At 66.3% G+C, this 19200-nt stretch carries 15 protein-coding genes; 4 read left to right on the top strand and 11 right to left on the bottom strand.

Going from position 1 to position 19200, the window contains the following annotated elements; genetic code table 11:
* Positions 1-14 precede the first annotated feature (14 nt).
* From RMO51_RS06340 to RMO51_RS06310, 7 genes are all read right to left on the bottom strand, one after another.
* Positions 15-308, bottom strand: coding sequence for a hypothetical protein (locus tag RMO51_RS06340; protein WP_310393042.1), 294 nt, complete (start codon positions 306-308; stop codon positions 15-17).
* Positions 309-311: 3 nt separating this feature from the next.
* A complete protein-coding gene (locus tag RMO51_RS06335; RefSeq protein ID WP_310393040.1) occupies positions 312-920 on the bottom strand; it encodes a sigma-70 family RNA polymerase sigma factor in 609 nt (202 codons plus the stop codon).
* Positions 921-1038: 118 nt separating this feature from the next.
* Positions 1039-3519, bottom strand: a complete 2481-nt coding sequence (locus tag RMO51_RS06330; protein WP_310393038.1) for a TonB-dependent receptor — start codon at positions 3517-3519, stop codon at positions 1039-1041.
* A 20-nt stretch (positions 3520-3539) separates the two neighbouring features.
* Entirely contained in the window at positions 3540-3884 is a 345-nt protein-coding gene (locus RMO51_RS06325; RefSeq protein WP_310393037.1) for a hypothetical protein, read from the bottom strand.
* 16 nt (positions 3885-3900) lie between these two features.
* A complete protein-coding gene (locus tag RMO51_RS06320; protein ID WP_310393036.1) occupies positions 3901-4458 on the bottom strand; it encodes a hypothetical protein in 558 nt (185 codons plus the stop codon).
* A gap of 50 nt (positions 4459-4508) precedes the next feature.
* Positions 4509-6932 (bottom strand): TonB-dependent receptor plug domain-containing protein, encoded by a 2424-nt coding sequence (locus RMO51_RS06315; RefSeq protein ID WP_310393034.1) that lies wholly within the window; start codon positions 6930-6932, stop codon positions 4509-4511.
* Positions 6933-7040: 108 nt separating this feature from the next.
* On the bottom strand, positions 7041-7382 hold the full coding sequence (locus RMO51_RS06310) for a hypothetical protein (protein ID WP_310393032.1): 342 nt from the start codon (positions 7380-7382) through the stop codon (positions 7041-7043).
* Between the two features lie 145 nt (positions 7383-7527).
* On the opposite strand from RMO51_RS06310, the gene RMO51_RS06305 reads away from it, so the two are divergent.
* Positions 7528-8031 carry a hypothetical protein gene (locus RMO51_RS06305; RefSeq protein ID WP_310393030.1) on the top strand — a complete coding sequence of 168 codons (504 nt, stop codon included), beginning with the start codon at positions 7528-7530 and terminating at the stop codon, positions 8029-8031.
* Positions 8032-8183: 152 nt separating this feature from the next.
* A complete protein-coding gene (htpG, locus tag RMO51_RS06300) occupies positions 8184-10010 on the top strand; it encodes a molecular chaperone HtpG (protein ID WP_310393028.1) in 1827 nt (608 codons plus the stop codon).
* Between the two features lie 61 nt (positions 10011-10071).
* Here the strand turns inward: htpG and RMO51_RS06295 are convergent, their stop codons facing one another.
* Positions 10072-11145 (bottom strand): two-component regulator propeller domain-containing protein, encoded by a 1074-nt coding sequence (locus RMO51_RS06295; RefSeq protein ID WP_310393026.1) that lies wholly within the window; start codon positions 11143-11145, stop codon positions 10072-10074.
* Between the two features lie 201 nt (positions 11146-11346).
* On the bottom strand, positions 11347-12978 hold the full coding sequence (locus tag RMO51_RS06290; protein ID WP_310393024.1) for a cryptochrome/photolyase family protein: 1632 nt from the start codon (positions 12976-12978) through the stop codon (positions 11347-11349).
* A gap of 452 nt (positions 12979-13430) precedes the next feature.
* Between RMO51_RS06290 and RMO51_RS06285 the strand changes: the two genes are divergently transcribed.
* Positions 13431-15527 (top strand): alkaline phosphatase, encoded by a 2097-nt coding sequence (locus tag RMO51_RS06285; protein ID WP_310393022.1) that lies wholly within the window; start codon positions 13431-13433, stop codon positions 15525-15527.
* A 134-nt stretch (positions 15528-15661) separates the two neighbouring features.
* Here RMO51_RS06285 and RMO51_RS06280 read toward each other — a convergent pair whose 3' ends face one another.
* Positions 15662-16582, bottom strand: coding sequence for a class I SAM-dependent methyltransferase (locus RMO51_RS06280; RefSeq protein ID WP_310393021.1), 921 nt, complete (start codon positions 16580-16582; stop codon positions 15662-15664).
* A 105-nt stretch (positions 16583-16687) separates the two neighbouring features.
* On the opposite strand from RMO51_RS06280, the gene RMO51_RS06275 reads away from it, so the two are divergent.
* Positions 16688-17668, top strand: coding sequence for a YpdA family putative bacillithiol disulfide reductase (locus tag RMO51_RS06275; RefSeq protein ID WP_310393019.1), 981 nt, complete (start codon positions 16688-16690; stop codon positions 17666-17668).
* 98 nt (positions 17669-17766) lie between these two features.
* Here RMO51_RS06275 and RMO51_RS06270 read toward each other — a convergent pair whose 3' ends face one another.
* Positions 17767-19197 (bottom strand): SGNH/GDSL hydrolase family protein, encoded by a 1431-nt coding sequence (locus RMO51_RS06270; protein WP_310393017.1) that lies wholly within the window; start codon positions 19195-19197, stop codon positions 17767-17769.
* Positions 19198-19200 lie beyond the last annotated feature (3 nt).

Raw genomic sequence — 19200 nt, 5'->3', positions numbered from 1 at the left:
GTCCGGGGGCCGGGTTACTCTCCGGGCGCCCACCGGGCCCGGAGCCAGGCACCCATGCGCTGCGGCCAACTGGCCCCGCGCCGCGCCCCCGCGCCGTAGAGCCGAACGTGAATGGCCATCAGCTCGCGCCGCAACTGCTGCCGCCCGGCCGCGCGCAGCCCGGCGTACAGGCGCTGCTGGGCCACGGCGTCCGCGTGCAACTCGCCGTCGAGCAGCAGGCGCAGCTGCCAGTCGGCAACGGGGAGCGCGGCCGGGGTTCCCAATAGCTGCTGCTCTATCAGGAGCAGGCGTTCGAGTTCGGGGCGCATGGCTTAGTAGTCAACGGTTTCGGTCCCGACGGCCGCGCGCACCGACTGGCGCAGCCGCTCCAGGCACTTAAACTTTTGCACCGTGGCCGAACGCACCGTGCGGTAGCGGTGGGCCGCGGCGATTTGGGCCAGCGGCTGCTGGAAGTAGTAGAAAGCCAGGAGAATGTTCCGGCACTTCGCGCCCAGCTGTTCCACGTAGTCGAGCACCGCGAAGGCGGGCGCGCCGGGTTCGGCTTCGACGGGCTCGGCTGCCCAGTCGTCCGGGTCGTCGGGCAGCGCGTCCTGGGGCAGGCGGGCCCGGCGGCGCTGCTCGTGGTGCCATAGGTTGCGGGCAATGCCCACCGCGTATGCGCCGGGCGCGGCCGTCAGTACAAGCGTGCCGGCCACGGCCTGCTCGTACAGCAGCACCAACGCATCCTGGAACACGTCCTGCGCGTCCAGGTCCGTGCCGCCGTGGCGAAGCACGTGCTGCCGCACCGCCGGGAATGCCTGGCGGTAGAGCTGGGTGAGGGCGCGGGCGCGGTCGGCCAGCAAGGCGTGGCGCAGGGCTGCAGCGGGTGCGGGCGCAATTGGCGAGCGCGGGGGCGGAGGGGATATCGTCGAAGCAGGCATGGTACTAATTAATCCACTTCCGGCCCAACTATCACCCCTTGGTTGAAAAAATAACTCGGGCGCCCGCTTTCCCAACGGAAAACAGGCGCCTGCGAGTTGCGCAATTAGGTACTGCCGCCTACCGGAATGCCAGCGGCACCACCAGGCGCACGCTCACGTTGCGGCCCTGGTTGAACACCCCGCGCCGGCCGGTGGCGGTGTTGAAGTCCGCGTATTTGAGGCGACTCAGGTGGCTTTGGTAGCCCACGTCGAACAGGTTGTTGGCGGTTAAAAACAGCGAAAACAAGGTTTTGCCCCGGGCGTTGGCCAGGTCGGTGCCGAGGCCGGCGCTCATCAGGGTGTAGCCCGCGGTGGCCGTTTCGGTGTCGAAGGCGGAGAAGAAGCGGTTTTGGGCGAAGGTGTGCTCCAGCTGCAGGCGGGCGTAGGGGTTGGCGAGGCGCCGGCCCGGGCGGCGGAAGTTGGCCCGCAGCTCCGACTGCAGCCGGTCGGCGGGGATGAACGGTAGGTACCGCTCGGCCTCGGGGCGGCCCAGCTGCTCGGCCCGCACCATCGAGAAGGAGTTCTCGAAGTGCAGCCAATCCAGCGGGTGGGGGTGGAAGTCGAGGCTGACCTCGCCGCCCAGCAGCCGGGCCCGGCCCTGCTCGTAGCGGAACACGGCGTCGCCCTCGGCACTCAAAGAGTCGGCCCCGCCGGGGGTGAGCAGCCGGCGCGTAAAAATGTAGTTGTCGATGCTATTGGCGAAGGCGTCCACGCTGAAGCGCACGTGGTCCGTCACGTAGCTCACGCCGGCGTCGACCTGCCGGCTGGTTTCGGCCGCCAGGTTCGCCTGGCCAATTTCGTAGCGGATGGTGCCCTCGTGGATGCCGTTCGAGCCCAGCTCGGCAATGTTGGGCGCCCGGAAGCCGCGCGCCAGGTTGGCCTTCAGGGTCAACCGCTCGCTCAGGTTGTAGGCCGCGCCCAGGCTGCCGCTGTAGTTGCGAAAGGTGCTCGCGAAGCCCGGAAACTTGGTTTCGGCGCCGGGCGCGCTGGCGGCGGTGGGCCGCTCGTCGGCGCCCAGCCACAGGGCATCGGCCGCGATGCGGCGCAGGTCGTAGCGCAAGCCGCCGCTGAGGTCGAGCGCGCCCAGGGTTTTTTTGGCCACCGCAAACGCGCCGCCTTCGCTCAGGCGGTAGGCCGGAATCAGGAATTCGACGCCCAGGTTGCGGTTTTGCTGGCGCAGGCCGCTGGTGCCCAGGGCCAGGTTCCAGCCGTTTTTTTCGGGCAAATAGTACCGCAGCGCGTAGTCCACGGTGCGCAGCTGGAAGTAGAGCGAGGTTTCGGCGGGGTCGGCCACGTTGCCGAACTCGCGCCGCAGGTTTTGCTGGTAGCTCACCTGCAGGGCGAGGCGGGCGCCGTTCTGGCCCAGCACGAAGCTGTTGTCGGTGCCCAGGCGCAGGTGGTTGATTTGCTGGCGGGGCACGGCCAGCCGGTAGCCGCGCAGCTCGGCGCCGGGCACGGGCACGGCCCGGGTGGAGTCGCCGCCGGGCACGTCTTTCGTGAAGCGCCCGGCGGCGTCGCGGACTCCTTCGGTCAGCCCAATTTCCTGGTTGAACGAGCTGAACGTGAGGTGGGAGTAGCCCCAGTCCTTGTTCACGCCCACGTAGCCGTTGGCGTCCCACTCATTAAAGCCCGAGTTGTACACCCGGCCGTCGTAGCGGTTGCGGTAGTTGCCGGCCACTTTGCGGGTGCCGCGGGCCAGCCAGTTCAGGCCGTTGAGGTTGCCCGCATTTTGTAGCGAATAGCCCTGCTGCGCGTTGTTGGTCTGGTAGCTGGCCGTGGCCAGGCCGGTGATGCGGCCCTCGGCCACGGGGTCGGGCGCCACGAAGTTGATGACCCCGGCCATGGCATCGGAGCCGTAGAGCAGCGAGCCCGGCCCCTTGATAATCTCGGCCCGGTCCACGCTGAACTCGTCAATCTCAATGCCGTGCTCGTCGCCCCACTGCTGGCCTTCCTGCCGGGCGCCGTTGTTCAGCGTCACCACGCGGTTGTAGCCCAGCCCGCGCACCACCGGCTTGCTGATGGCCGCGCCGGTCGTAATCTGGGCCACGCCCGGCGTGTGGGCAATGGCGTCAATCAGGTTGGTGGCCGACGTTTGGTTGAGCCGGGTGCGGTCCACCACGGCCGTGGGCACCGGCGAGCGGCGCAGCTCCGTGGCCTGCGACACGCCCGTGACCACCACCTGCCCGATTTCGGTGGCCGCCGCGGTCAGCTTCACCTCCAGCGGCTGCCCGCTGCCGGTGTCCACGGTTTGCGTCACGGTGTTGTAGCCCAGCGAGCGAACCTGCAACGTGAAGCGCCCACGGGGCAGGCTACCGAAACTGAAGCTGCCGTCGGGCCCCGTGGCCGCGCCGCGCTTCAGGTCGTCGAACAGCACCGTGGCGCCGGGCAGCCCCTCGCCGGTGGCCGCATCAACGACGCGGCCGGCGAGCGGCGGGGCCGCGGCCCGCCCGCGCGGAGCCGCAGGGACCGGTGCGGCCACCGGCGGCAGGTCTTGCGCCGCGGCCGGAAAGCACCCACTCAACAGCCCCAACAGGGCAAGCGGCACAAAATGATTGGGCATGTGAAAGATAGTGTAGCCGCTCAAACGGCTGAAGGAAAAAATGAAGTCATCGGTACCCAAGTCGCGTCGTGGTAGGTCAAAGAGCAGAGCGAATGAAACGCGGGCGCATTGCGAGCCGGGCCGCCGTCCAGCACCAGCACGCCGGCTTGAGCGCGGCCTAGCACCAGGGCCGCGCTCAGGCCGGCGTTGCTGGCCCCCACCACCACGTCGTAGCGGGTCAGGGGGGCCTTGGAAGCTTGCGCATAACGAAAGGCGGTTAGAAAGTTGAAGGAAAAGTGCGCGCGAGGCGGCGGCGCTGACCAGGCGGTGCCGGGACCCGTCCGCAAACGGCCGCCGCGCGCAGCCCGCGCGGCGGCCGTTTTCAAAAAGCCGTCCGGTGAGTTATTGCACCGTCACGGGAAATGTCACTTCCACGTCGGTGTCGCCGGGGGTGGCGGTGCCGTCTTTGCCCACGGGCTGGTGGCGCAGGGTGACTCTGAGCGAGCCCGTGCCCGCCGCGTTGGTCACGAGCTGGGTGGCGAGGCCCACCTCCAGGTTCTTTGAGTCGCGGTCGGTGCGCGTGATGCTGAGTAGGCTAGCGGGCGTGGAGGCGTACACGAGCAGGTGCTCGTCGCTTTCCTCCTCCACCTCTTCCGTGATATCGGCCACCGGACTTTTGGTTTCGTCGAGCAGGACGATGCTGCCGGTGTAGGTCGTGTTTGGCCGCAGGCCCAGGCTGCCGATGGCGGGTGCGTTGCCGCCGGTGCCGTCGGTGTCACGCCAGGTGGCGGTCACGGCCGCACCACCGCCGGTGGTGGGCGTCAGCAGGTAAGTCACGGTCGTGATTTGCTCGTTCTCTTCGTCGGGCGTGGGGTCGTCGTCGTCGCTGCAGGCCGAAAAAACGAGCGGGGCGGCCAGCAGCGCAGCGGCCAGGCGGAAGCGGGAATGGAAACGGAACATGGGTTAGGGATGGGGAAAAAGTGAAAAGGAAAAATGAGAAAAGGAAAAAATCAGGGTTTGGGCCCGCCGAAGGCCAGCGGCACGCGCAGGCGCAGCGTCAGGTTGCGGCCAACTTCGTCCAGGAAATAGCGGTAGCGGTTCAGGTAGTCGCGGTAGCGCGCATCGAGCAGGTTGGTGCCAGTCAGGCTGACTTCCAGCGGGGTGCGCGGGCCCAGCCGCAGCGTGCCGCCCACTTCGGCCCCCAGCAGCCAGTAGCCGGGTGGCGGGTCCTGGTAGTCGCGCTGGTCGTTGTCGGCCGGCACGCGGGTTTGGCGGCGCACGCCCTGCGCGCCGAGCTGGGCATAAAAACCCCGCAGACGCCGGGACAACGGGGCGGTCCCGGCCGCGGCTTCGTAGCGCAGCCAGCCCTCCACGCGGTCGGCCGGGGCCAGGATGAGGTAGTCCTTCCGCCGCAGGTCGTCCTCCACCACCGTGGCCGCTTTCAGGCCCAGCGTGAGGGGGCGGGCCACGCGGTAGGCCACCAGCAGGTCGAGCCCCCGGAAGCGGGCGTCGGTTTGCTGGAAGCGGTAGGACGGAAACAGACCCCGGATGTCGAGCACCGGCGCCACTGGCGTCTGGTAGATGTAGTTGTCGATGCGGGTCTGGTACACGGTCAGCTCGCCGTCGAGGCGCGGGTGGTCGTGCCAGCTTAGGCTCAGAGCGGCCGAGCGGGCCGTTTCGGGCCCCAACCCCGGGGTGCCGGGCGGGCGGGTAATGTCGTAGCCCTCCTCGTAGATGCCGTTGTGCACGCCCTGGCTGGCGCGCTCGTTGGCGGCCGGCGCGCGGGTGAGCAGGCTGGCGTCGGCCCGCAGGGTCACGTGGGGGCCCAGCTCGCGCACCACCCCCGCCGAAGCCGCTGGCGTGGTGAACGCGAAGCCCTCGCGCACCACCGCAAACGAGCCGCTCGCGCGGGTGGGGCGGCGGGTGTCGAGCTGGCGGCGGTCGAGGCGCAGGCCGGCCTCCAGCAGCCACGGGCCGGGCCGCCAGCGCCCCAGGGCGTAGGCCCCGCCCCCGACGTTGGTGTAGTACGGGATGAAAAAGCGGCTGCCCGGCCGGTACGTGTTGTCCTGATAGGTGCCGCTCAGGCCCAGCTCGCCGCCCAGGCTGCCGCGCGGGCGGGGCTCCCAGCGCAGGTCGGCGGTGGTGGCCTGGTTGCGGTAGTCCAGCTCGGGCAGGTTCTTGGCGGCCACGTTGTTGTTGCGGGGCCGAAACTTGTCGTACTCGCCGCGGCGGTCGGCCTGCCGGGCCAAGGTCAGGCCCAGGCGTCCGCCCCAGCCGGTGAACCGGTAAAAGCCGCCGAGCTTGACCAGCGTGTGCTGAATTTGCTGGTAGGGCCGCCCCACCGCGTAGGAGAAGGAGGCCGGCAGCGGCGCTGGCAATGAGTCGCGGGCCACCAGGTTCCAGTTTTCGGGCACCGGGTACAGCCCCAGCTGAGCGTTGTATTGGCTCATAAAGGCTTCCACGCCCCAGTGCTCCGTTCGCCAGCCCACGGCGCCCGAGTAATTGTATTCTGCCAGCCCCGTGCTGCTGATGCGGTAGTCGGGGGTGCGTGCCGGGCCCGCGCGGCGCACGCTGCCCTGGGCCCGCCACGCCAGCGCCGGCCGCTGCCCCGGCGAGCCCTGCACCGTGGCCGATACCGCTCCCAGGCCGTTGTTGGACGCCCCCACCACGTGCCCCTCTCCCGTGGTGCCGGCCGAGTCGGGCAGCGCCGCGGGCTGCACCAGCACCACTCCGCCGATGGCGTCGGCGCCGTAGCGCACGCCCGCCGCGCCCTTCACCACCGTCAGCTGCGAAGCCACGAAGGGGTCAATTTCCGGGCCGTGGTCCTGGCCCCACTGCTGGCCTTCCTGCCGCACGCCGTTGTTGAGCAACGTCACCCGGTTCGAGTGCAGGCCGTGAATCATGGGCTTGAACACGTTGGGACCGGTTTGAATGGCCGACACGCCACTCACCTTCAGCAGGGCCTCGCCGAGGCTCTGGCCGCGGGTGGCCCCGAGGGCGCGCCCGGCCAGCGCCGCCGTGGCCTGGGCGGGCGGCCCCGCCGGGGCCTGCCCGCGCACCACGGCGCCCCGTAGCTGCACGGCGTCGGGGTGGAGCCGAAAGTTGCGGACCACGGCCGCGGCCACGCGCACCTCGGCGGTTTCGGAGCGGTAGCCCACGAAGCTGACTTCGAGGTGGTAAGTGCCGGCGCAGACCCGGAAGCCGTAGTTGCCGGCGGGGTCGGCGGCGCTCACCTCGCCGGTTTCGAGCAGGCGGGCCGTGGCCCCCGGCAGCGCCGTGCCCGTCTCGTGGTCGGCCACGCGGCCGGCCAGGGCCAGGGTGCAGGCCGCCGGGCCCGGCGCGGTTTGCGCCCGGCTGGGCGCCGGTAGCCCGGCCAGTGCCACGGCCAACCAAACCGCACCGCAGCGGCCCAGCTGGCAGAAAACAACCGTCATGAAGGGAAAGTGGAGGCCGCGCAACGGCGGCGTAAGCGCAGGCCCGCCCCCAGACCGCGGCGCAGTCGGGGCAGGGCGTAGCTTAAATCAACAGTAAGCCGGGAGCCGCTAAGCAGCCGGGGGCCCGCGCAACTGCGCCGGGCGCCGCGCAAGCCAGGGGGCGGGGGCCACCGTGGGCACCACCGAAGCAGCGAAGCACGGGCGCACCAGCTGCGGCACTACCACGGGGGCGCTCAGCAGAAACGGCACATCGTAGAGGTGCTCCACTTGGCAGTGCTGGTGCTGGGCGCTAACCAGGGCCTTGCCTTTGTGCCGGAACGCCGGCTTCTGAGCCGGCTCCTCGCTGGTGTGCTCGTGGGAGTGCAGGGCCAGAATCCACGCCTCGGGCAGCAGCGTCCGCGTGAGGCAGAGCAGCAACAACAGGGCGATATGGGAGCGCAGGGCTTGCACAAGGCAAAGATGATAATAAACGGCGAAAGTAGCCGGCAAATAAACTTTCTAGCACAATTCTTGGGTTGGCGGAATCTACACCGCCGGGTTTCCCGTAACCCGGGCGGCGCTCCCATTCTGAGCGAGTTGCTTTTGTTATTTTTTCGTGATAATTACCACAATACCTGACCTTTCGCTGCAGTACGACGAGGCGTTGAGCCTGTTGCGCGTGGAGTGGGCTTCGGGCCAGGACATGCGCACCTTTCGGACCAGCGCCGAACAATTGCTGCCGCTGGCGCACCGCCTGGGCGTGCGGCACGTGCTGCTCGAAATGAATACTTTTCCCGACATCTCGGTGTACGACCAGGTGTGGCTGGGCGCGCATTGGATGCCCGTGCTCGTGCAACTGCCGCTCAAGCGCGTGGTGCTGGCCATTCACCGCCGCCGGGTGCACAACCAGTTGGCCATCGACAGCCTGATTGCGATGTCGCGGACGTTCATCAAGTTCGACATTCAGTTTTTTTCCACGGCGCTGCCCGGCCTGCACTGGCTCAGCGACTACTCGGCCCGCCTGCCGGCCTTTGTGGCGGAGTGGGACCTGGTGCACGGCCCCGGTCCGCTGTCCGGCCCGGGCCGCCCCGCCGGGCCCCTCCACCGGCCCTTGCCCTAGCCGCGCCGCGCGGGGCCCGCGCGCCGGTCCGCCGCTGTCAATCTGACAGCGCGGCTTTCCTTGGAACGTGCTTTGACGGCCGCCCGGTGAGCAGCCGGGCTTTTTGCGCCCGGCCATTCCGTCCGCCTTCATCCGTCTTATTCCCCATTGCCATGCAAGAAACCGGCTCCATCTCCATCCACACCGAGAACATCTTCCCGATTATCAAGAAGTTCTTGTATTCCGACCACGAGATTTTCCTGCGGGAACTGGTCAGCAACGCCGTCGACGCCACCCAGAAGCTCAAAAGTTTGGCCCAGCTGGGCGAGTTCAAGGGCGAGCTGGGCGAGCTGAAGGTGCGCGTGACCGTGGACAAGGAGGCCCGCAAAATCACGATTTCGGACCACGGCCTGGGCATGACGGCCGAAGAAATCAAGAAGTACATCAACCAGATTGCCTTCAGCGGCGCCACCGAGTTTGTGGAGCAGTATAAGGAGAAGGACGCGGCCACCAAAGACCAGATTATCGGGCAGTTCGGCCTGGGCTTCTATTCGGCTTTCATGGTAGCCGAGAACGTGGAAATCTGGTCGCAGAGCTACCAGGACGGCGCCCTGACGGCCCACTGGACCTGCGACGGCAGCACCGAGTACACCCTGGACGAGCCCACCGGCGAGCACGCCAAGGCCGAGCGCGGCACCGACGTGGTGCTGCACGTGGCCGCCGACTCCGACGAGTTTCTGGAGGCGGCCCGCCTGCGCACCATCCTCACCAAGTATTGCAAGTTCCTGCCCATCCCGATTGAGTTCGAGGGCGAGCTCGTCAACGACACCACGCCCATCTGGACCAAGCAGCCGAACGAGCTGACCGACGAGGACTACACCAAGTTCTACCAGGAGCTGTACCCGATGAGCGAGGCGCCCCTGTTCTGGATTCACCTCAACGTGGACTACCCGTTCAACCTGACCGGCATCCTGTACTTCCCCAAGCTGAAGGACGAGCTGCAATTTCAGCGCAACAAAATTCAGCTCTACTCGCGCCAGGTCTTCATCACGGATGAAGTGAAGGACGTGGTGCCCGAGTTTCTGATGCTGCTGCACGGCGTGATTGATTCGCCCGACATTCCGCTCAACGTGAGCCGCAGCTTCCTGCAGGCCGACGCCGCGGTGCGCAAAATCAACACCTACATCACCAAGAAAGTCGGCGACAAGCTCGGCAGCCTTTTCAAGCAGGACCGCGCCGGCTACGAAGCCAAGTGGTCCGACGTCGGCATGTTCGTGAAATACGGCATGTTGTCGGACGAGAAGTTTTACGAGAAGGCCAAGGATTTCGTGCTGCTCAAGAACGTGGACGCCAAGCTGTTCACCCTCACCGAGTACACCGAGCACATCCAGGCCAACCAGCAGGACAAGAACGGCACCACCGTGGTGCTCTACACCAACGACGCCGAGGCCCAACACGGCTTCGTGGCCGCCGCCCAGGAGCGCGGCTACGACGTGCTGAACTTCGACCAGGTGCTCGACCCGCACTTCGTGGGCCAACTGGAGCAGAAGCTGGAAAAGACCAGCTTCAAGCGCGTGGACGCCGACACCGTGAGCAAGCTCATCGAAAAAGACACCACCACCGAAAGCGTGCTCAGCGAAGAGGACCAGACCAAGCTGGCCGAGCGGTTCAAAACCGCCATTGCCAACGAGGCCATGCACGTGAAAGTGGCCGCCCTCAGCCCCCAGGATGCGCCGGTGGTCATCACCCAGAACGAGTTCATGCGCCGCATGAAGGACATGCAGCGCACCGGCGGCGGGGGCGGCATGCAGATGTTCGGCGCCTTCCCCGACTCGTTCGACGTGACCGTGAACGCCAACCACCCGCTCACCCAAAAGGTGCTGGCCGACGGCGGCGACACGCTGGCCAAGCAGGCCTTCGACCTGGCGCTGCTGGCCCAGGGCATGTTGAAAGGTGAAGCGCTGACGGCCTTCGTGAAGCGCAGTACGGAACTGCTGTAGCGGTTGTCGGCGCCCTCCGCGTTCACCTCACCCCCTGACCCCCTCTCCGCGGGAGAGGGGGTCAGGGGGTGAGGTTACCGGCCACGCCGCTCCCCGCGCCTTTGGCGTGCACGAACTTGTGAAACTCCTTGGCCGTCAGCACGGCCACCTCGCCCGCGCTCACCAGCCACAGCCGCTGCTGCGGGTCAACCTGAATCAGGACGGGGGGCGTTTTGGCGGCCGTGCCCGGCAGGGCGGGGAGGGGCACCAGCAACTGTTTCTGTTCCACTTTGTCGGCGGAGGGCGCGAAGCTGTCGAGGCGGTTGGCGGGCTCGTTGGGCAGCAGGAGCAGGCCCATGGCCGTGGCAAACACGCGGCCCTCGCCGGCCACGTAGGCCACGCCGTGCACTTCATTGCCGGGCCGGCCCAGAAACTTGACGGTGGGCAGCTCGGCTTCGGCCGCCGAGCGCTGGCCCCGGGCCTCAAACACGCAGATGCCGTCGGACATGATGACCCAGAGGTTGCCCACGTTGTCGGGTAATAGCTTTTCCACGTAGTTGTCGGGAATTTCCTGGTTGGCCACGCCTTCCTCGTTGTAGCGGGTCCAGTTCGGGCCTTGCTTGCGGTTCAGGCCGATGTTGGTGCCTATCCACACGGAGCTGTCGGCGGTGGCTACGCCGGCGTTGATGGTGGGGGTTCTCAGTTCGTGCACAAATTCGCCGTTCACCAAGTGGAACACGCCGTAGCCGAGGGCGCCCACCCACAGCGCGCCCTGCCGGTCCTGAAACACCGCCGTGACGTTGGGCTCGGGCACCGGCAGGACCAGCGGGCGCGGGCGAAATTCGCGGGTGTTCATCCGCAGCACGCCCTGCTTGGTGCCCAGCCAGAGTACGGTGTCGGCCACGGTGGCGCACTGGATAATACCACTGCCTTGGTATTTGCGCACAAACTGGGGGCCTTCGAGCCGAAACACACTTCGCTCGGTGACCAGGTAAGTGGCCTTGCCGGCCTGCAGCAGGGCCACGGGCTTCTCGTTGCCCGCTACTGCGTAGCGGGGCCGGGGTTTCGCCAACAACCCGGGGCCGGTGCTCAGCAGCAAGCTCAGCCACAGCCCGAACAAGAAAGCCCGAAGGGAAAGTCTGGGAAAACGCGTCATGGGCACAGAAAGGATGTTTGCTGGTTCGGCAAAGGTAAAAGCAGGCCCGGAATCAACTGATTATGTAAATGTTACCACTCGCCTCGCAGACGCTCGTTACGCCGCTCAGATAAGATGATGCCATGACGGCGCCTTTCTCCAAGCGGCTTACCACGCTTTCGCGCGTTGAGGTCACCGTCCGGCCGGGCGTTGCCCGCCGTCCTACAGCTCCTCGACGCGGGCTTGGTACGCCGCTGCCTGTTCGCGAATCCGGCCCTTCTCCTCGGTCGTCATCTTATCGAGCAGCGGGTACATCATGCCGATGCGGGGGTTCTTGCGCAGCAGCCCCTCGTGGCGCAGGTAGAAGTCCCAGTACAGGCTGTTGAAGGGGCAGGCCGGGCGGCCGTCGGCGCCGGTGCCGTAGCGAATGGTGCGGTCGTAGGCGCAGCCGTCGCAATAGTCCGACATCTTGTGGATGTAGTTGGCCGTGCCCAGGTAGGGCTTGGTGCCCACGATGCCGCCGTCGGCAAACTGGCTCATGCCGCGGGTGTTGGTGATTTCGACCCACTCCAGCGCGTCGATGTACACGCCCAGGTACCAGGCGTCCATGGCGTCGGGGTGCACGCCCAGCATGAGGCCGAAGGCGCCGGTCACCATCAGCCGCTGGATGTGGTGGGCGTAGGCGTGGTCGAGCGAGTGGTTGACGGCGTGGTGCAGGCAGGCCATTTTCACCTCGCCGGTCCAGTACCAAGCCGGCAGCTCAGCCACGTGGTTGAAGTAGTTGCGGGTAGCGAAGCTGGGCATCTCGGCCCAGTACAGGCCCCGCATGTACTCGCGCCAGCCCACAATCTGGCGCACGAAACCCTCAATCTGCGAGAGGGACACTATCTCCGGGTGCGCCAGGGCGTGGGCAATGGCGGCCTGCACCACTTCGAGCGGGCTCAGCAGCTTGGTGTTCAGCGCAAACGACAGCCGCGAGTGAAACAGCGTGCCGTCGCGCCGGGTCATGGCGTCCTCGTAGGTGCCGAAGGCCGGCAAGGCCTGGTGCACGAAGTGGTCCAGCAGTTGCAGGCATTCCTCCCGGGTGACGGGCAAACTGAACTCCGCCGGGTCGAGCCGGCCCATGGTTTGCACCCCTTGCTGGGTCAGCATCTGCACCAGGGCGGTGGCGTCGTGCCGGAAGGCCGGCAGGGGCGGCAGCGCGACGCTCGGGGGCAGCTTCTTGCGGTTCTCGGCGTCGTAGTTCCAGCGGCCCCCGAGCGGGGCGGTGCCGTCGGCGGGGTCCATGAGCAAGCCGTGGCGCACCCGCATGGCGCGGTAGAAGGTTTCCATCAGGTACTGCCGCTTGCCGGCAAACTGCTCCCGCACCGCGTTGCGGCTGCACAGGAAATGCTCGCTGTCGCAGAAGCTCACGGCCACGCCCCGGGCGGCCTGGCGCTGGGCCAGCGCCACCATTGCCTGGTCCACGCGGTATTCGTCGGGCTGCTGGTACACGATTTCGGCCACGCCCAGCGCCGCGGCCACGTGCTCGATGTTGGCGGCCAGGCTGCCTTGGTTGGCGGGGTCGTCGAGGGGCACGTACACCACCCGGTGGCCCGCCGCGGCCAACTGGTGCGCGAAGGCCCGCATGGCCAGGAAAAAGCCCACCACCTTTTGAATGTGGTGCCGCGCGTAGTCGGTTTCGGAGCGGGCTTCGGCCAACAGGTACACCGCGCCGGACTGCGTGGCCCGGAACCAGGAGTGCTGCTGGTTGAGCTGGTCGCCCAGCACCACGTGCAATACCTGGGCGCCGGCGCCGGCCTGAGCGGCGAGGGCAAGGTGGGCGACCGAAAAAGGGTCGGGGCGAAGGGGCATATCGGTTGGGAAGGAGCGGGGGCGCGTTCGAGTTGCCAGCGCGGGCAACGACGCTGGTAAGCCCAACCGTGAACCGCGGCCCGCAGTTTCTGAAGCCGCGGAATTACTTGTTCGGGCCAGGAAGCGTGCCGGGACAACGCCGGACGGGCGCTTTCGCCCCCCGTTGCCCCGCATGGCTTGCGCGGGCCCGTCGGCGAAGCAGCAGTTGCATCTGGACGGGGCCTGCCGCCTGGGTCAATCACCACCCTGGATTCATCGCCCGCGGTCCTTCCGTAGCGGCATTTGCGCGCGAGCGATTGGTTATGTCAACCTGGTTATATTACCATTAAAAACCGGGGGAGGGCCGTGCCGATTCGTAACGCAGGGTTGACAGAGAAGTAACATGGGTCTCACGGGATAAGCTCAATTTTGTGCCAAGCCAATCCTTACTTCATTCACTCTTTCCGAGTCCCATGAAAGCTAAATTTTTACTCGCCGGGGGCCTGTTGCTTGCCACTGCTGCCCGGCAAGAGGTGAGCGCGCAGGCCGCCGCCACCAACAGCAACGTCATCATGTACATCGGTGACGGCTTCGGCCTGGCCCCCAAAACCGCGGCCCGCATGGCCATGGGGCAGGGCCGCGACGGCAAGCGCTTCAACACCGACGCGAACTTCCAGGTGCTGGCGCTCGACAAGCTCAAGCACAACGCCACCGTGACGACGCACTCGCTCAACTCGTGGATTACCGACTCGGCGCCCGGCGCCTCGGTGTACGCCTGTGGCAAGGCCGGCAAGCAGGACAACGAAGTCATTTCCCTGAACCCGGCCACCGGCACTTCCATCGAAACGATTCTGGAAGCCGCCAAGAAGCAGGGCTACGCGGTGGGCCTGGTGTCCACGGCCCGCATCACCCACGCCACGCCGGCCGCTTTCGCCAGCCACATCTGGTACCGCGACCTGGAAGACTACATCGCGGCCCAGTACATTGCCTCGACCCAGGCCCAGTACGAGGCCATCTATAACTCCAGCCCCACAACCGCCTTCCGCTACACCGCCACCCGCGACTGGGTGCTGCCCGCGCCCAAAGTGGGCGTCGAGCTGGACGTCATTCTCGGCGGCGGCTCGCGCCACTTCCTGCCCCGCAACGTGCCCAGCATCTACGAGGCCATCGTGGACCGCACCGGCGCGCCCGTCCTCACCGCCGCCGGCACCCCGGCTACCCTCCCCCGCGGCCGCCGCGCCGACGACGTGGACCTGGTGAGCTACGCCGTGACCCAGCGCAACTACGGCTTCGTGAACAGCCGCGACGCCCTCAACAACCTGGACCTGACGCAGTACGGCCCCGGCGGCAAGAAGCTGCTGGGCCTGTTCAACGCCTCGCACGTCAACTTCGAGCAGGACCGCCAAACCACCACTCCCTGGGAGCCCTCGCTGGCCGAGATGACCAGCGCCGCCATCCGGGTGCTGCAGGCCAAGAGCGCCGGCAAAGGCTTCTTCCTGATGGTGGAATCGGGCCGGATTGACCACCTGGAGCACGCTAACACCGGCGGCATCACGGTGGTGACCGGCAGCACGGCTACCGCCAACCAGTACACCGTGGACGTCGACCGGCCGGTGTACAACGGCGGCGGCGAAGCCAACTACGCCGCCACGCCCGCCACCACCCGCACGACCGGGATTTACGCTTCCGACTACATGATTAAGGAAGTGCTGGCCTACGACTACGCCGTGGCCGAGGGCCGCGCCCTGCTGGCCACCCCCGCCAGCGGCCGCACGCTGATTTTCACCTCTTCGGACCACGAGTGCGGCGGCTTCACCGTAACCGGCTTGCACGATGAAGCCGACGCCCAGCAGAACGGCACCAAAATCCGCACCTACTCCGGCCAAATCGGCAAGTCGGTGTCGGCCGAAGTCGGCTTTGCTACCCCCACCAACCTGGTGCGCGGCGACGGCGGCGCGGGCGGCTGGTTCCCGGACTACGTGATGACGAGCTTCCAGGGCAAAGACTACCCCCAGCCCGCTTCGGCCACGGCTAAGCGCATTGTGGTGGCCTACGGCTCGAACCCCCTCACCAACGGCAACGGCACCCGGGCCGCCAACGGCACGGCCGGCAACCAGGGCACCACGCCCGGCAACCACACCCCCCAGGACGTGTGGGTGGGCGCTGATGATAACACCAACGGCTCGCACGCCGGCCGCATCAGCGGCCAGGGCCTGCTCGACAACACGGCCCTGACGCCCATCATGGCCAACTTTATGAACCTGACCTTGTTCGAAACCGCCCTGGGCCGGCGCAATGCGACGCCGAAAGTCAGCGCCGACCTGCAGCTGGCCCCCGTGCCGTTTGAGGACCAGTTCAAAGTGTCCTTCACGCTGCCCACGGCCAGCGCCGTCACGGTGGAGCTGTTCAACCAAATCGGCCAGAAAGTGCAGACCGTGGTGACGGACAAGAAGTACGGCATCGGCACCCACTCCGTGGCCGTGGACGGCGCCCGCCTCAAAACCGGCTACTACGTGGCCGCCGTGACGATAAACGGCCAGGTGGTTTCCAAGAAAACCATCAAGCTGTAGAAGTTTCCCACATTTTCAGCAGTAAAAAAGGAGCGGCTTGCCGCTCCTTTTTTTGTGGCCGGTTCCACGATGCCCCTGCGGGGCACGGCTTCTCTCCCATGGGGAGGGAACGCCTAAACAGCTTTAAGTTGAGCCTACTCCGCCTTCACGTTGCGCGCCACCACGAACATCCGGTCGCCGAACCGGCCGGTGAGCTTGTTCAGATAATACGTGGGGTACTGGCCGGCCAGCTTGCTCACCCGCTCCACCACGCTGCCACCCAGGCGAATGTTCTTGGGCGGCTTCACGGGGTTGAGCAGCTCCACCACCTCAAAGCCCTGCTTACGCAGCAGCTTGGTGATGGTGGCGGGCGTGAACTCGAACAAGTGGTAGGGCGGCAGGTCCATGCGGCGCTCCTTGCCCAGCGCGCCGTAGGCCGCGAAGCCCAGCCGCACGGTGGGCAGGTTCAGCACCGAGGGCAGGGCCAGCACCAGCAGCCCGCCCGGCTCCAAGATGCGGTGGAACTTGGCCAGCGTGGCGGCGGGCGAAAGCAGGTGCTCCAGCACGTCGCCCAGGTAGGCCAGGTCGAATTGGTTCGCGCGGAAGTCTTCGGTGGTTTCGATGTTGCCCGTCACCACGGGCAGTTGCAGCTCGCGGCGGGCAAAGTCGGCGGCGTGCTCGGATATTTCCAGGCCGTGGGCTTCCCAGCCCAGGTTTTCAAGGCTCTTGAGGGTGTAGCCGGGGCCGCAGCCCACTTCCAGGTAGCGGAACTTCCGGCCGGGGTACTTGGCCAGCATGTAGGCGGTGAACTTGTCGGGCCGAACCTGGTTTAAAGCGTCCTGCTTCTGCCCGTCTTCGATGAAGACGACTTCCTGCTGGGTCCGGTCGTAGTTGGGCCGCTCGGTGAAGTAGTCCTTGCCGTAGAGCCGCTCCAGTTGGGCCGGGGTGGGCTGCGGGTCCAGAAACATGAGCTCGCAGCGGCGGCACCGGGTGCCTTGCAGCTTTTGGCCTTCAAACTCGTAGTAGAAGGGCAGCCTCTTAAAGTCGGTGCTGCCGCACAGGTCGCAGGTACGCATGGCGCAAAGGTAGGGGCCGGGCTCGTCCCTGCCCGTGGCCGGCGTCGCCGAAACGATTACCGTTCCACGACGGGCGGGGGCCAGCCCCGTCCCTATACCCCATTTATGCTCGACGTTCTCATCATCGGCGCCGGCCCCGTGGGCCTCGCCTGCGCCCTCGAAGCCCAGCGCCGCGGCCTGCGCGCCGCCGTGGTGGAAAAAGGCGCGCTGGTCAATTCCCTGGTCGGCTACCCCACCAACATGGAGTTCTTCTCCACGCCCGAGCTGCTCGAAATCGGCGGCTACCCGTTTCCCGTGAGCCACTACAAGCCCCTGCGCGAGGATGCCCTCGACTACTACCAGCGCGTGGCCAGCTCCGAGAAGCTGACCCTGCGCCTCTACGAAAAGGTGCTGGCCCTCAACGGCGAGCAGGGCGACTTTACGGTAACCACCGACAAAGACGAAATCCGCACCCGCAACGTGGTGGTGGCCACCGGATTCTACGACCTGCCCAACCCGCTCGACGTGCCCGGCGAGGACCTGCCCACCGTGAGCCACTACTACAAGGAGCCCTACCAGCACGCCACCCAAAACGTGGTGGTCATCGGGGCCAAAAACTCCTCGGCCAAGGCCGCCCTGCAACTCACCCGCGCCGGCGCCAAGGTCACGCTCCTCGTCCGCGGCCCCGCCGTGAGCGACTCCGTGAAGTACTGGATTCGGCCCGACCTCGTCAACCGCATTGCCGAAGGCCGCATCACGGCCCACTTCAACACCACCATCACCGCCATCCGGCCCGGCGCCGTGGACGTGCGCACGCCCGACGGGCCGCTCACCATCCCCACCGATTTCGTGTACGCCCTCACCGGCTACCACCCCGACGAGGCCCTGCTCGGCCGCCTCGGCGTCGAGCCCGACCCGGCCGACGCCGCCCGCGCCCCGCTCTTCGACCCCGCCACCCACGAAACCACCCGCCCCGGCCTGTTCGTGGCCGGCACCGTGTGCGGCGGCCGGGCCACCAGCCGCTGGTTTATCGAGAATGGTCGGCACCACGCGCAGTTGATTGCGGCGCATATTGCCACCTCATTGGCGGTTACACAGTCCGCATGATTTGGTCGACTAATACCAATATAATTGCGTTCGACAAAAAAAGACGCCTTCCCAGCCGGGAAGGCGTCTTTTTTATGGGCTGTGAAACGATGAGCTTTCTATTGCGGAAACCGCACCCCGCGATAGGTCGTAGGGTCCACGCCCGGAATGCTGGCGCCGTAGTAGCTGTTGATGACCCGAATGAATTCGTTGGCCACCACGGCGTAGCCGCGCGGGGTGGGATGCACCCCGTCGAGGCCGAACAGGTTACCGGAAACAAAAGTCGCGGAGTTCGTTACGCCGTTAGTTACCGCCCCTTGTTGAGCAATACCAGTAAAGAATGTGAAGATGTCTACTAGCGCCACCTTGTTCTGGCGCGCCGTTTTGGCGATAATGGCGTTGAGTTGGTTGGTGCGGGCCACCACGGCCGTTACCTCAGCAGCGTCAAGCACGTACTCGCTCGGCAACGGGTTGGCTTGCGTAGCTGAATAGCCCACACCTGTAGGCAGCATTGAGGTGCTGCTGAGCGTTCCAATGACGGAGCGGGCGGGTAGCGTTAGCAGGTCGGCCGAAGTGGCCTCACGCACGGTGCCGGTACCGGTGGTGATGTAGAGGCTCGCCGCAGCTGCGTTGGGAATTCCTGGATTAGCCTTAATGCCGGCAATAACTGCCGCCACCGTCACGGTGTTGAAGTACGGAATGGAAGTAACGTTCGGAATGTTGGCCACCGCGCCCGGTACCGTGCCGTTCTTGGACAGCGTGCCGACGATGTTGCGGTAGCCCCGTCCGAAGCTGGTCGTGTCTGTCAGACCGCTGAATGGGTTTGTGGCCACGGCTACTGCGCCGTTGGTAGCGTAGGTCAGCACGTCGTTACTGCCCATCCAGCAGGTGAAGAACGTGGGGGTTTTCTGCCCGATGTAAGTCACGTAATCTTTCGTGCCGCGGTCGGCGGCGGGCAGTATGCGCTGGTAATAATTATTCAGCACGCCATAAGCTCCTGCCGCCCCCCGAATTTGGGCATCGGCGGTGGCCGAACCAGTCAAAGCCGCCGTCCTATCGGCGCTTAGCACCGAAATACCAGGCACGCCCAAGTTGTCGGGCTGGGAGCCGGTATAGGGTTCCAGTTCGCTGGGGAACGTAGGGTTCGTGCCAGTATAAGCCACCTGTTCACCCAAGAAGTTATTGCCGGCGGGTGGAGGCCCCGGCGTTGGCTGAACGGGCGTGAGGACGTTATTTATCAGCAGCAGCTGAGCATAGCCTGAACCGTCCCTACGGGCGTCGGAGAAGCTGGGCTGCACAAAGGCAGTCGGGCCCTTGCCGGTTGCGGCAAACTGTTGCGCCAGGATGGCGGGATACGACGTGGCCAGTACCTCATTGTAAAGACCACCGTCGGAAAAGCCAGCCGTCAGCGAATTACCCACGGCTACGTAGCTGGAAAAATCGGCCGCACCGGCCGACGCCGCCGGCGTTTCAATTTCGGGCTGGCAGCCGCCAAGCGCGAGGCCCAGGAGCGCCAGAAACGGCGCGGAACGTTTGAAAAATAGGTTCATACA

Source organism: Hymenobacter sp. (genome assembly GCF_031398885.1).
Classification (GTDB): Bacteria; Bacteroidota; Bacteroidia; order Cytophagales; family Hymenobacteraceae; genus Hymenobacter.
This window is presented reverse-complemented; position numbering and strand designations above follow the sequence as displayed.

Bases quoted from the DNA above. Each gene is read 5' to 3' on its own strand.
- RMO51_RS06270 (WP_310393017.1), bottom strand. From the start codon at position 19,197: ATGAACCTATTTTTCAAACGTTCCGCGCCGTTTCTGGCGCTCCTGGGC.
- RMO51_RS06335 (WP_310393040.1), bottom strand. From the start codon at position 920: ATGCCTGCTTCGACGATATCCCCTCCGCCCCCGCGCTCGCCAATTGCG.
- RMO51_RS06330 (WP_310393038.1), bottom strand. From the start codon at position 3,519: ATGCCCAATCATTTTGTGCCGCTTGCCCTGTTGGGGCTGTTGAGTGGG.
- htpG (WP_310393028.1), top strand. From the start codon at position 8,184: ATGCAAGAAACCGGCTCCATCTCCATCCACACCGAGAACATCTTCCCG.
- RMO51_RS06340 (WP_310393042.1), bottom strand. From the start codon at position 308: ATGCGCCCCGAACTCGAACGCCTGCTCCTGATAGAGCAGCAGCTATTG.
- RMO51_RS06320 (WP_310393036.1), bottom strand. From the start codon at position 4,458: ATGTTCCGTTTCCATTCCCGCTTCCGCCTGGCCGCTGCGCTGCTGGCC.
- RMO51_RS06290 (WP_310393024.1), bottom strand. From the start codon at position 12,978: ATGCCCCTTCGCCCCGACCCTTTTTCGGTCGCCCACCTTGCCCTCGCC.
- RMO51_RS06275 (WP_310393019.1), top strand. From the start codon at position 16,688: ATGCTCGACGTTCTCATCATCGGCGCCGGCCCCGTGGGCCTCGCCTGC.
- RMO51_RS06315 (WP_310393034.1), bottom strand. From the start codon at position 6,932: ATGACGGTTGTTTTCTGCCAGCTGGGCCGCTGCGGTGCGGTTTGGTTG.
- RMO51_RS06280 (WP_310393021.1), bottom strand. From the start codon at position 16,582: ATGCGTACCTGCGACCTGTGCGGCAGCACCGACTTTAAGAGGCTGCCC.
- RMO51_RS06295 (WP_310393026.1), bottom strand. From the start codon at position 11,145: ATGACGCGTTTTCCCAGACTTTCCCTTCGGGCTTTCTTGTTCGGGCTG.
- RMO51_RS06285 (WP_310393022.1), top strand. From the start codon at position 13,431: ATGAAAGCTAAATTTTTACTCGCCGGGGGCCTGTTGCTTGCCACTGCT.